15 protein-coding genes are annotated in these 11,972 nt (G+C 59.5%); 3 read left to right on the forward strand and 12 right to left on the reverse strand.

All coding sequences use genetic code 11. The features are described from left to right. Nucleotides 1–104: 104 nt before the first annotated feature. The 11 genes from RFA01S_RS27940 to RFA01S_RS23825 form a co-directional block, all read right to left on the reverse strand. Nucleotides 105–272, reverse strand: coding sequence for a hypothetical protein (locus RFA01S_RS27940; RefSeq protein ID WP_155290501.1), 168 nt, complete (start codon nucleotides 270–272; stop codon nucleotides 105–107). Further along, nucleotides 269–607 (reverse strand): hypothetical protein, encoded by a 339-nt coding sequence (locus tag RFA01S_RS23780; protein WP_052060910.1) that lies wholly within the window; start codon nucleotides 605–607, stop codon nucleotides 269–271. Before RFA01S_RS23780 ends, RFA01S_RS27940 begins: the two co-directional genes overlap by 4 nt. Before the next feature lie 199 nt (nucleotides 608–806). After that, complete coding sequence (locus tag RFA01S_RS23785) at nucleotides 807–1,142, reverse strand: hypothetical protein (protein ID WP_032408329.1); 336 nt, start codon at nucleotides 1,140–1,142, stop codon at nucleotides 807–809. 54 nt (nucleotides 1,143–1,196) lie between these two features. Beyond that, nucleotides 1,197–1,430, reverse strand: coding sequence for an urea amidohydrolase (locus tag RFA01S_RS23790; protein WP_238325184.1), 234 nt, complete (start codon nucleotides 1,428–1,430; stop codon nucleotides 1,197–1,199). 62 nt (nucleotides 1,431–1,492) lie between these two features. Continuing rightward, nucleotides 1,493–2,029: a DnaB-like helicase N-terminal domain-containing protein gene (locus RFA01S_RS23795; protein ID WP_032408331.1), complete on the reverse strand. Its 537-nt coding sequence runs from the start codon at nucleotides 2,027–2,029 to the stop codon at nucleotides 1,493–1,495. A gap of 109 nt (nucleotides 2,030–2,138) precedes the next feature. Then, entirely contained in the window at nucleotides 2,139–2,444 is a 306-nt protein-coding gene (locus RFA01S_RS23800) for a hypothetical protein (RefSeq protein WP_032389898.1), read from the reverse strand. A gap of 175 nt (nucleotides 2,445–2,619) precedes the next feature. Next, nucleotides 2,620–3,186 carry a hypothetical protein gene (locus RFA01S_RS23805; RefSeq protein ID WP_032389891.1) on the reverse strand — a complete coding sequence of 189 codons (567 nt, stop codon included), beginning with the start codon at nucleotides 3,184–3,186 and terminating at the stop codon, nucleotides 2,620–2,622. 442 nt (nucleotides 3,187–3,628) lie between these two features. Further along, on the reverse strand, nucleotides 3,629–4,504 hold the full coding sequence (locus RFA01S_RS23810; protein ID WP_032408332.1) for a DUF2637 domain-containing protein: 876 nt from the start codon (nucleotides 4,502–4,504) through the stop codon (nucleotides 3,629–3,631). Beyond that, on the reverse strand, nucleotides 4,501–4,851 hold the full coding sequence (locus RFA01S_RS23815) for a hypothetical protein (RefSeq protein ID WP_032389893.1): 351 nt from the start codon (nucleotides 4,849–4,851) through the stop codon (nucleotides 4,501–4,503). Before RFA01S_RS23815 ends, RFA01S_RS23810 begins: the two co-directional genes overlap by 4 nt. Next, complete coding sequence (locus RFA01S_RS23820) at nucleotides 4,851–5,639, reverse strand: ParA family protein (RefSeq protein WP_032389894.1); 789 nt, start codon at nucleotides 5,637–5,639, stop codon at nucleotides 4,851–4,853. Before RFA01S_RS23820 ends, RFA01S_RS23815 begins: the two co-directional genes overlap by 1 nt. A gap of 1,170 nt (nucleotides 5,640–6,809) precedes the next feature. Beyond that, nucleotides 6,810–7,007 carry an excisionase family DNA-binding protein gene (locus RFA01S_RS23825; RefSeq protein WP_032368532.1) on the reverse strand — a complete coding sequence of 66 codons (198 nt, stop codon included), beginning with the start codon at nucleotides 7,005–7,007 and terminating at the stop codon, nucleotides 6,810–6,812. A 139-nt stretch (nucleotides 7,008–7,146) separates the two neighbouring features. Between RFA01S_RS23825 and RFA01S_RS23830 the strand changes: the two genes are divergently transcribed. The 3 genes from RFA01S_RS23830 to RFA01S_RS23840 all read left to right on the forward strand — a co-directional run bounded on the left by RFA01S_RS23830 (nucleotide 7,147) and on the right by RFA01S_RS23840 (nucleotide 10,177). Beyond that, nucleotides 7,147–7,779 (forward strand): helix-turn-helix domain-containing protein, encoded by a 633-nt coding sequence (locus RFA01S_RS23830; protein WP_032389895.1) that lies wholly within the window; start codon nucleotides 7,147–7,149, stop codon nucleotides 7,777–7,779. A gap of 61 nt (nucleotides 7,780–7,840) precedes the next feature. Next, entirely contained in the window at nucleotides 7,841–8,971 is a 1,131-nt protein-coding gene (locus RFA01S_RS23835; RefSeq protein WP_162182914.1) for a tyrosine-type recombinase/integrase, read from the forward strand. 159 nt (nucleotides 8,972–9,130) lie between these two features. Continuing rightward, entirely contained in the window at nucleotides 9,131–10,177 is a 1,047-nt protein-coding gene (locus RFA01S_RS23840; RefSeq protein WP_052066321.1) for a YVTN family beta-propeller repeat protein, read from the forward strand. A gap of 489 nt (nucleotides 10,178–10,666) precedes the next feature. Here RFA01S_RS23840 and RFA01S_RS27945 read toward each other — a convergent pair. Next, nucleotides 10,667–11,972 (reverse strand): hypothetical protein (locus tag RFA01S_RS27945; RefSeq protein ID WP_169879471.1); only part of this gene is annotated, 1,306 nt, incomplete at its 5' end.

The raw sequence follows: 11,972 nt of genomic DNA on the forward strand, positions 1-11,972 counted from the left end.
GCGGCCACTCGTTCGGCGTAGTCGGCGACATCGATTCCAGTCGTGCACGACATGACGGAGGCCCGTCCCTTGGTTGGGCGGGCCTTGTCGGGTTGATGGGGCGGTCAGTCAGTCGACGGCTTGGTGTCTTTGCCTGCGGCGACATCGCGTAGCCACTGCGGGACCGGATCGTTGTCGTACTCGCGGAGCTTGATCGAGGCTCCTGCGGCTGCGGCGCGGACCTTCCGGCGTTGCTCGGGGGTCCATGCCCGGCGTGGTTCGGTGGTGGTCATGCGCGCTCCTCGCGGTCTGCTGTAGGTCCATTGTCACTGTTGTCGTCGGTTTCCGCCAGATCGGCGCTGCCGGGGTCGATGTCACGGTCCGCGATTGCTCGGAGTGTGCGACGGTCGGTCTTGGCGATGAACGGTGTCGCAACTACGGTGCCGAACACCGTCCAGCCGAGGGCAACCTCGTCGGGGTTGTCGCTGACGGTGCGTTCGAGGCACCAGGTGATTCGTTGCCAGGATTGGGAGCGGTTGTCCGCTCGTGTGCGTTGGTTGACGGTTCCGGCGACGCCAACGACGGCGAAGACGCCGACTATGAGGGTGATCCAGGCTTGTGCTGGCACGGGCCGGGTTCCTTTCGTGTGGCTGGTTCGGAGTGCGGCGCGCTGCGCAGCACCTTCTGACTACTCGTCCAAGTTTCGTCACGTGGGGGCTTGTGGCGTGGGCCGAAAGATGCTCAGTGCACGGAAGCGCTCCGCGTCAACGCCGTAGCACTGGAGCAAGTTCGCTTTCGATCTGCACCGGTCGATCTCTGCCGTCAATTCAGACCAGCAGGTCATACGCCCACTCGTACACCCAGCGAGGCAACTCGGGTGCATCGAACGGTGCGGTAGCGAAACTGGATCCGAAGCGCATTGCGCACTCGGGGATCGCATCGACCGGGCGGGAGCCGAAGGACCTGGCTGCGACAATCCACTGTCCGTGGTGATGCACTCGGATCGCGGTCGACACGGTGCACCGACCACCGGAGTATCCGGCGGTGAGCTTGTGGCATTCCCATTCGACGTGCTGGTTCTGTCCGAAGAAGTGTGTCAGCGTCTCGGCGAAGGATGGCCCGTAGAGGGTCCCTCGGTCGGTGTCGATGCGGATGAAATTCATGGTGTTTGCCCCCTCGGGTCATGGCGGCAATGCGAAGTGTGCGTTGAATGTTGCTCAGAACAGAGGAATTTGGTTGCGCGACGCGAGACTCTCGCGGAGCTCTCGGAACTTGCCCAGAAGGTCTGAGGCGACTGCCTCGGTGTGACCGATGGACCGCGCGACGTCACTGAGCGTCGTGCCGGCGGCGAGCGCTTCATCTATCTCACGCCCGACAGCGAGGTCCTCGACTTCGTCTGTGAGGTCCTCGACTTCGTCTGTATCGAGATGCGCGACATCTGCGGCGGCCAACCGGACAGATGCGAGGGCAGCTCGACGCCGCTCATCGCCCGACTCTGTCTCTCTCCGCGCCGTCACAGTGCGCTGCCGCTGCGGAAGGCGTTCAGGCGGTTCGTCGCGTCACGTTGCGCCCTTCCGATTTCGACGAGCTGGTCGAACAGAAATTCTTCCGGCGCTTCCTCGGCGAGCTGCTGAATTCTGATCCCTGCGTCGAAGAAGCTACGTCGGTAGCTTTCCGACAGGACCATGCCGGCGTAGTCGGTTGCCGATGCTCCGCATGCGTTCGCTGCGGTGACGTCGGTCAGTGTTCGACGCAGCCGTGCACCGCGGTGTCCACTGGCACCTGACCGGACGAGGACGCCCAGAACACTCGCGGGGTCGTGTGGGAGGTTGTCGATGATCAGCCCCTGCACGATGCCGTACAGCTCTCGATACACGGGATCATGGAAATCATTGGCCTGCAATGACGCTGCAATGCGGACGGCCTCGTCGGTGTCCTGCAACCACATCAGTGCACAGATGACCAGTGCTTCCGGTGCCGTCTCCGGATGGTCCGTCAGATCAGCGTGATTGTCGTCGTCGGTGGGTTCGACTGCTCTCAATGGGGTCATCTGTTCGCCTCGTTTCCATTCGCGGGTCTGTTGCGGGAGAACTGGATTCGATATTCCGGCTGCGCTTTGCTTGGTTATGCCGCGTTCGTCTTCATTGCGGACGTGTGGGTCAGATGTAGAGAAGGTTCGGTGGTGCGGTGCCGTCGAACTGCTCGAGGCTGTCGAGGACGGCGTTGTAGTTCTCGGGCCTGCAGCTTCCGAGTCCGATGATGAGGGCACAGGTTCCGTCGAGTGTGACGAGGTAGGACGGCGGGCTGCCGTTGTCGGACGATGCGTGCTCGCGCGCATCGAGGAGGGCGGTACGGACGGCATCTGCGGCGGCGCGTTTCGCACCTTGGAGATTGGGTTCTGCTCCGGTTGCGGTAAGTATTTCGGGGTTGTCTTCGGGGTGTGTGGTGACTGTCCAGGTGATCATCGTTGGTTCCCTGTCGCTCGTGCCGGCTAGCTGCTTGTTGTCGAGGGTCACACGAGGTCCGGAAAAAAGGATTTGACGCGGAGACCAATCAGGCGACGGTGTGGATAACTGTCGTGTCGAGTCAGCCTGTGGACAAACGACGTTCGGCCCCGGGGCTAGGGCCGAACGTGTGGTATTAGACGTCGTCGAAGACATCGAGGAGTTTGGCGGGGTCGCGACGGTAGCGGCTGCCGTCGAGAAATACTCCGACAGCAGCGCGGTGAACGCGTCGGAGTTCGGCCATCAGTGTGTCGTACCCGATGCGGTCGGTGATGCGCCAGGTCACTGGCCCCATGTGCAGGTCTACCCAGTGGATGGTGCGACGTTGTTCGGAGCTGTAGCGGTGGTGTGGGACTGCGGTGTGTTCGGGGCTGTCGAGCCATAGGACGGAGATCGCAGCGGCACCGAATTCTGCGCCTGGTTGGGCGGAGTGGGGGGCTTGTCCATCGGCTCCGGCGAGTGCGGCCCGGACGGTGGCGAATCCGGTGATGACTGCGGATACTGTTTCGGCGCTGCGGAAGGTCATCATGACGTGACCTAGTGCGACGATCATCTGCGCTTCGTCGGTTGCTGCGGAGGTAGCGGTAATGGTGGCCTGCTGGGGTCCGGCGACCAGGACCGTGGTGTGGGTGACAATTCCGGTGGTCCGGGCATTGTGTGCGGCGGTGGTCCGTCGTCCTGTGCTGGAAACATTCTGCGGCATGTCGGGCTCACTTTCTGTTGCGGGACCGGCTCCCCCGGCCCTTTCGCTCTGCCAATTTCTTTCGCCGTCATCTGGCTCGAAGGAGAGAAGGCGGCGCACTGGACCGGCGTCCTGGCCCTGATCCGAAAAGTTTTCAGCCGCAGGCGCTTTGAAAAAGTTTTCGGAGCCCATCGGGCCGGAGCAACGCGGAGTCAGGGTTGGGTAAGACGGGTCAGGGTGTTGCAAGCTCGACCGGAGCCAGATGTGCGAAAGAAATAGTTCTTCCTGCAGGGCGAAGCGCAGCGAAGCTCAATCCGGAGACCGCCGGAGGTGGTCCCAGAGCAGCGCGCGCCTCGGCGCAGACTGAGCCATCCGGGCGCGACCACCTCCCAGCCATCAACAGCCTGGGGCGATTGCGCGGGAGCGACGGAAAGCAACCAAGGTCGATGTCGCGGCAGCACTTCTATCCTGCGAACATCCGATCACGCTCGCTGGCTGGCTTGTCATCGAACTTGGATTCCCCGTCCTGGCGGCCCTCGACGATCCCTGCGGTGACTTCTTCCCACTTCCGATATCGGCGCATCGCGGTCGATGCAACGGAGCCGTCCGTTTCTCTACCGATTCGTGCCCACGACCATTCGCGGTGGGCGTGTCGGAGCCGCGCTGTTTCCGCAACTTCCGGTGTGAGGCCCTCTACTTGGAGTCGAGGCGAGTCCGCCGTCTCGAAATGTTCTCCCCGCGTGCCGTCTTCGCCCTCTGAATCATCCTGGCTCGGGCTGCGGCCTTCTTGGCTGAACTCGGTGTCTGTCCAGTCCGGCTCCTCTGTGGCAGCACTTGGAGTGAATTCCACTCTGACGGCCCCGCGGGGCGCACGAAGTATGACGGCCAGCACTTCGGTCATCGCAAGGAGCGCAATCGGTGCAATGGTGGCAATACCCGCCGAGACTACGGCCGGAAGCAAGGTCGCACTCAACACTGCGTGGTACGAGTTACCCGCAATCGACGCCGATGCGGCAACACGCAAGATCGTGACGACGAAGCGACGGCCCTTGATCGTGCGGTTGTCCGTGTGATTCGACAGCGCAATGGCTGTCACTGTCGTCGAGACAATTGCGCCGTCCAACACGATTGGAATCACCCACGCTTCGCCGGGGCCGATCCCAGCCATCACCGCGAGATCACGTAACACAGCGAAACTGAGCCAGAAGGACGCCCCGGCAATGCCTACTGTCAGCGCAATGGCCGTTGCGAGGGCCCACTGCAAGATCGCTGGATGGAGCGCAACGACGTCTGTCGGCTTCGTTATCAACGGGGTTGCCGCGGAATGTGATCGGCTCATCGGATTCTCGGTCCTCGTGCGAGGGGGCCCGTTCGTTGCGGGAACGGCGCACCGTCGTTGAATCTGTTGCGCAACAACTCCAAGTAGTCTTCGATCGCCGCATTGACGAGATCCGACGGGCCCCGCGGCGCGCCGGGCGTTGCGGACAGCGCTTCGGCTGCGTTGAGAAGATCGTCGACGGTGGACTGGTAGAGGTAGTACGAACGCTTCTGTTTTGCGTTGTCCGGTGACGGTTGCGCACCGGTCTCGGCCGACGAAACAGTGTCGTGGGGCTGCCGCGAGTTCTCTGGCGGATCGACCGGGCTCGATCCGGCGAGTGCGCTCTTCATACGTTCGGGCCGGGCCATCACAGGTGTCCCTTCGTGAGTAGCGCGAGAGTGTCGCGGTAGATCGTCGACAGGCTGCGAGATTGTGTTGTCCCCCAGTCGACGAGGCTGGTTTGGGCCTCCATCGAGTCTTTGATGACAACCCGCTTGGGAACGGCGTCACCGAGGATGTTGATGCTCGCGGCGATCTCGATCAATTGTTCTCGGCCGCTGATTGTCGCGATCTCGTGGAGGTTGACGATCGCACCGAGCATGGCGAGGTCCGGGTTGTAGCTGCGCTTGACTGCATCGATGGTGCGCAGCAATCGCGCGAGTCCATTGGCTGAGAACAGCGCGGACTGAGTCACGACGACGGCGGCGCGCGCTGCAACAAGGGCGTTGATAGTCAGCAGATCGAGGCTGGGTGGGCAATCGATGAGGATCACGTCGTACACGCCTCGTACGACGTCGATTGCGTCGCGAAGCCGCCGTTCTCGGCCGGCACCGGCGACGACCAATTGATCGCGGACATAAGCCAGGGACTCGTTCCCCGGCGACGTGGGTACCAGGTCTACGCCAGGCCAGATGGTGGGGACGACAGCGTCGGCGATGGTCGCGTTCGACGACTCGGCGAGTACGTCGGCAACACCTAAATCGTCGCTCTCGAGTTCGGTCTTGGTCAGGACTGTGCTGGCGTTGCCTTGCGGATCCACGTCGATTACGAGTGCTCGCTTCCCTGCTTGGGCGACGGCGTAGGCGAGGTGAAAGACGGTGGTGGTCTTACCCACGCCGCCCTTCTGGTTGCAGAACGCAAAGATGTCAGCGGGCATGGTGGGTCTCACTTTCCATGGATGAATGGGACGAACTGGCGGTATTGCGGGTATGGGATGTCATGCACGCCTTGGAACCGACGGATGAGTCGCACCCTGTAGAAGTGTTGGATGTATTGCAGGCAAGGGGCACGAAACGCGAGTCGCGTGCCATAGGCGAAATGCATGCCACAGGGGTATGAGAAGCGTTTAGTACCAACACATCCCAAGCGCGACTCGCATCCTTTGTGGGTAATGGAGGTGTAACCACCGCGGGACGTATGACTCCCGTCGCCAGCGAGTCATCTGAAGCACTCTTTGCGGGTAATTCAGGTACGTCAGTTTTGCGGGACGCCGCCGCACCGCTAGCGGGAGCGGCCTGCACCGGCGAACTGCCGCGCTTGAGCTGAAGTAGCCAAATATGTTGCTCTGTTTGGATCTTCGGGGAATCGACGTGCACAACGGATAAGAGCAAGAGAACGGCAAGGACTGAACGATCGAGGTCCGAATGACAGTTCGCCATGAAAGGCAACTCGTTGGTGTCAGCATGGCCGATGGGTCGAGAGCTCAACTGGTACCTCCATAGTGATGACGGATGAAAGACAAGGGACTTCGTTCATTCCCTCCGGACCCCCCATGGCCCCTGAGCCAATTTCCGCACCCACGTTGTCCGCTCCACGTCCGATAGCCCCGCGCCTCGGTGGGCGCGCGGCTAATCGGTATCGCCACCGGTTCGATGATCAGTCGAGCTGGTGGTGCCTCGGGGCCGGTCTCCGAGGATTTACAAAGGGTGCACAGGCCGGCGGCAGGCTGGTTGTTCGTCGGGCTCTGCCAGAAAACGACGCTGCGACAGCGACTGCGGGCGGACTTCAACGGCACGCCAGACCCACGCAGGGGTACGGCGTTACCTAGACAACCGCGAAAACAGTGTGTACGCAGATGGATTCACCTAGACATGGGTAAATCCGGCCTCCGATCATCCCCGCTCTACGTCGACAACATCCCGAAGCAGAGTGAGGGCATGAGCGCGGCAAAACGCCTTGTGAGGCGCGTCAGGACCGATTAGTATCCGAGGACGAAGCTCCTTCCTGCAAGGTGGGGATTTCGAGGACGCCCTCGGCACCGGTGCTCGTAACACCGGAACTCGCCGGGGGCGTCTCTAGTTCGTACGGGTCTGCAGTGAGAGACATGTCAGGCAACGCCCGAGCTGACGCGTGCCGCCTCCTCCAGTCCGACGATGTACTCGTCAATGGCCGTATCGGGAATCAGTCGGCGCTTACCGACCTTGACGCTGCGAATCTCACCGGCCGCAAGCTTGTTGAACAGGTTGGAACGTCCGAGACCCGTCCGAGCCATCGCTTCCTGGACCGAATACAACCGTCGAGACATGGTGTTTCCTTTCCGCATTCTGTGTGACGAAGCCACAATCGCGCACTCAACCGAGTCCCATCCATGTGGTTCCACCACAACGTAGCAATTCAGTAGCGCCGCCACAACACTTGCGAAAAATCAGCTAGAATGCGTGCTTATGACACAGTCTTGGGCTGAACAGCTAGTGGCCCGCGTCGCCGGCGAAGTTCGACGACTCCGAGGTAAGGAGCACTCGGCTCTGTCAGCGGCGAAGCTCTCGGATCGCACCGTCGATATCGGATTCGGGATCTCACGGTCGGTAGTCGCAGATCTGGAGACAGGGCGCAAGAAGAGCATCGATGTTGCTGAATTACTTGTCTTGGCAGCAGCACTCGGCGTATCGCCGGCCCAACTTCTGTACCCAGACCTACCCAAAGGCCCAGTCGAGATCCTGCCTGGGCTGGAGCAAGAATCGCACGACGCTCTTCGATGGTTCAGCGGCGAAGCAGGTCTCATGAAGCCGTCGCCAGACTGGACCGAAACCGACACCGAAGAGTCGGTCGGGATGTGGGTACGTGAGCAGTTCGACCCTCGAAACGACCGTGTCGGCATCACACGCGAATGGCTCCAGTCGCTACAGACGATGCGGCGCGCGCGAGTTCAACTGCGCAACGGTTTGTCGAAGAGCGAATCGGCAGAGCACATCGAAACCATGCAAATGGCCTACGAGGATGCGCGCAGGCGGTCGGAGGACCTCTTTCACAAGATGACCGAACTGGGAATGGCGGTCGGAGACGAACTAGATGGCTAGGGACCCCTTCAGACTTGGCGAGTGGGGTCGAATCTCGACCACGACGTCGGGTGGCGTCAGCGTGGCGCGCGTTCGCATCAGAGATCAGGACGGCAAGCGACGGCTGGTCGAAGCTCGTGGAAAAACCGCAGCCGAAGCGCGGCGCAAACTGCAGGAAAAAATTGTCAACCGTGAACCACCACATCCTTCTCAGCGTGCTGAACTGAGCAAGACGTCCACGATGTCGGAGCTGTTCACCTATTGGATAGCTCAGAAGGCGAAAACTGTTTCGCCGCAGACAATAACGGGCTACAGGCAAGCATGGAACGCCTACTGCGCGGCAGCTGTAGGCGAGATCCTCATCCGTGAAATGACGGCAGGGAAGGTTGACTCTCTGATCAATTCGATCGCAGAGAGGACCATGAGTGGCGCTCGGATGTCGCGGATCGTGATGTCCGGCATGCTCGGTATCGCCGTACGGTTCGACTTCCTCAGGCACAATCCAGTTCGCGATACGCCGAGACCGACCCCAAAGAAGTCCGCAGTCCGCGCGCTGACTCCCGACGAGCTCGACGAATTGCGCGAACGCGTGCAGAACTACTCTCGCCACCAAACCGTCGACGAACATGGGGTCGTACGGCCGAAGCTCGGACAGCGACCCGGTGCCGATCTCGAGGACATTCTTATGCTCCTGATCGCCACAGGTGCTCGCATCGGTGAGCTCTTGGCTTTGAAGTGGGACCAAGTCGATCTGGACTCGCCGATCCCGACCGTCACATTCAGCGCAACTCTTGTTGTTCCGCGAGCGGCCGGCGAACGCCTCTTCCGTCAGAACTTCCGAAAGGGTGATGCACCTCCGCTTACCGTGGTGCTCCCGCCGTTCGCAGTCAGAGCACTCCGACGTAGGCGCGCTATGCCAACGTTTCAGAACCCGGAGAACGCGCTGTTCGTGACGGGCACCGGCAATTGGGTGTCGCCGGCAAACGTTCGGAGATCGTGGCGAGCTGCACGCGGCGACGACTTCGACTGGGTAACTCCTCACACCCTCAGAAAGACCGTAGCCACCTTGGTAAAAGAGACTTACGGGGTCGAAGCCGCTCAGATTCAGCTGGGACACGCCAACACAAGGGTCACCGAAGCGCACTACATCCAGCGAGTGACCTTGGCCCCAGACATGAGCGACGCGCTGAACAAGTTTGCGCCCAAGACTTAAGCCTAATCACATCGAGGTACGACTGAGCCGATCGCGTGGACAGTCGCCCTGATCCTCCGACGGTCGCTGCCTGCCGCTCGATACAGTAACCAGATGCGCCTACAGAACCCAGAGCTCCCGGGTCGAACCATCAGCTGCCAATCCTTATCGGCTTGGTCGGTGGTCGTAGCTCTCAGTGTTGGCGCAACCCTGGTCGGATCGCCAGCGACTGCTGCACCCACCGACAGCTATGCGGTCACCGGCATGCTCGATGCCCCAGGCCTAGCTGAAGGAGTTGCATTTTCACCAGATGCGTCGCGTGCGTACGTAACTCATGGTCCTGACGGTGCACCGGGCTTCCTTGGGGTTTTCGACAGCCACACAAGAGCCCTTCTCGCTGATATTCAGGTCGGGATATTCCCTGTCGGGATCGCCCCCACATCCGACGGCACGCGGGCATACGTCGCCAACAACGTCGACGACACGGTTTCGGTCGTTGATCTCAGAACAAACGCCGTCATCCGCACAATTCCAGTGGGAGATGGTCCCCTTGGAATTGCCGCAACACCGGACGGTCGCAAGGTCTACACCTCAAACCAGTACGGCGGCTCTATAACTGTCATTGATGGGTTGTCTCTTGATGTGGTGAAAACAATATCGCTCGGCGAGGCCGCAGCACCCTTCATCGATCTCAGTCCGGACGGTCGGAATGCCTACGTCACAGTCGATGGAGGCATCGCGAAGCTCGATACAAGCTCGGATGAAATCGTCGACCGCATCGAAGGACTCGGTGGTAGCCCACTCGATTCCACAATCACTGCCGACGGCAACACGCTGTTCGCAGCGGTTAAAGACACCTTGTATGCGATTGACCTGAATGACCCCACCAGGCGCACAGCCACTGTGCTACCAGTTGCTGACGGTGTTTGGGGAGGTCTGGGGAGTGTGGGGGTGACTCCGGACGGCTCGACCGCCTTCGTGGAGGCCTCAGCATTCCCAAGTGAGCTGATCGCCGTGGACGCTAGTTCTGGGTCTGTCGAGGCACGATTCGAGATTACGGGCAGCGCCCAATTAGTTGCAGTCTCCCCGAACGGCAGCGATGTCTACGTTACTAGTCAAGACAACAACGTCACGATAGTTACTAAGAACCCACAGACTGCTTCGCCCGTTTTGCCACCTCCGAGTCTCGGATCGGCCGATCTCCCGAGTACAGGGTCCGCATTCTAAAAATTGGACGCTGACAAGTCCGGTTCTAGTTTTCGGCCACACTTTCCGGACGCAGCCAATAGGCACCGAGATGGCTCTGCGATTTAAACACAAGGTCGTGTTCAAATAGGACCGGAGACTCAACCGTTGTGCAGTCGGTTACGTCGCATGACTCTTTACGATGCCAGTATATCGATGCTTCAGAAAACAAACCGTCAGGCCATCCTCGCGAAATCTTCCGTACGCGACTCGACCTTCTCCGATAACTCGTTCTGCCGCAGAATATTTCGACTCAGACCTTCACTTAATAAACCGGAAATACAGTGACGAACAGGATTTATGCACGATCGACAGAAACTCTGCCCAACATTCCTCGTCACAGAAAAAATTCGAGACCAACGCAATTCGAATCGATCTCAAGATTGCAGCAGCAGGCCCCGTTAGTCGAAAATTCCGACGATATGTAATATCGAAATTGAGTGCGAATAAAATGCGCTAAGGTTTGCGCAACTAATTCAATGCATCGTTCCTTCGACCCGCTGGAATCAACAAGGCAGTGCGGAAAAAATCGAGCAGGTACCCCATTGCGGTGATTGAATGAAACACTCGATCCGGATTGTCAGGATCCACTTCTCGCACTGCCAAATTCGCGTCTACCAATTGATCCATAGCACGAACCATGTTCTTCTTGGAACCGAATCGATACACTCGATACTCAGTTGCGTCGCACCTGCCGCCACTGTCACAGAGGTCGGAAAAATAACTCCAAGTGCGAGGTTGGACGTCGACTAGCTGGGCATAGGCCTCTTGCGCACGGTCATTTAACCACTGCTCAAGGATCCGGCGCATTGAAGTTCCGGTTGGGAAGTCGAGTGCTGGCCATTCGCCAACGACCCAGTGCGAGAAGGTCTGCGACCAACTCATTGCGTCCCGCAGATTTCGATTAAGAACGGTATAGATAAACTCAAAGGCTTCGGGCGTGATCGGAACCTTAGCCGCACCGCCATCGAAAGCTTTCAGCCTCCGGTCGATAGCTGCCGACACGTCGGCGTCTTCAAGCGGCGAAACTCCGATAGGAGCCATAAAGATTCCGCTTAGCCTGGCAGTTCTGGCTCTCGATAATATGCCACGCGCTCCAGACAATACCCAACGAATTTCCGCGATATTGAATAGTCGATCGCGAAGGGCATCGAGTTCGTCACGTGCGATGGCGGAATCCCTCAGTATTTCTATGTTATCAAGTACGCAGATTATTCCACCTCGTTCACCTCCAGCAAATATGTTTTCTAGCTGCTGACGTACGAACTCTGGTAGTCCGCTGTCGGCAAATCCAGCGGACGTGTTTGGCTGAGCTGCGGCTCCGCCCTGCAAACTAACGAAACCGAGCCCACCACCGAAGCTCGCATTTTTATATTCTGGCGCGTTGATCCAACGATCAAATGCGGTGAGATTCACGGTGGCAACTCTTGCCAGATCAATTTGGGAGCTATAGCGAATCAGGGTCTGCAACACAACCTGATAGAAATCCACTTCGAACTGCTCGACACCTCTGTCGAGTTGAAACGACCGAACCGCCGGAACCCACAGCATTGACTGCTGTTCCGCAAGCGACGTCTCGTACATCCTATAAGTCGCGACGTTGATGAGGCTGGTCTTGCCCGCACCCACAGGCCCGTCTACGAGTGCATGTGAACCGCGCGATCCAATCAGCCGTTGGATGCGAGCGACGTCGGCTTCACGACCGGCCAGCAGCTGGCTACCGATCGGACTTTGTGGTAGTTGTCCCTGGTCATAGGGGTTAGATGTAAACCCTAGA

It is taken from the genome of Rhodococcoides fascians NBRC 12155 = LMG 3623, assembly GCF_001894785.1.
Taxonomy (GTDB): domain Bacteria; phylum Actinomycetota; class Actinomycetes; order Mycobacteriales; family Mycobacteriaceae; genus Rhodococcoides; species Rhodococcoides fascians.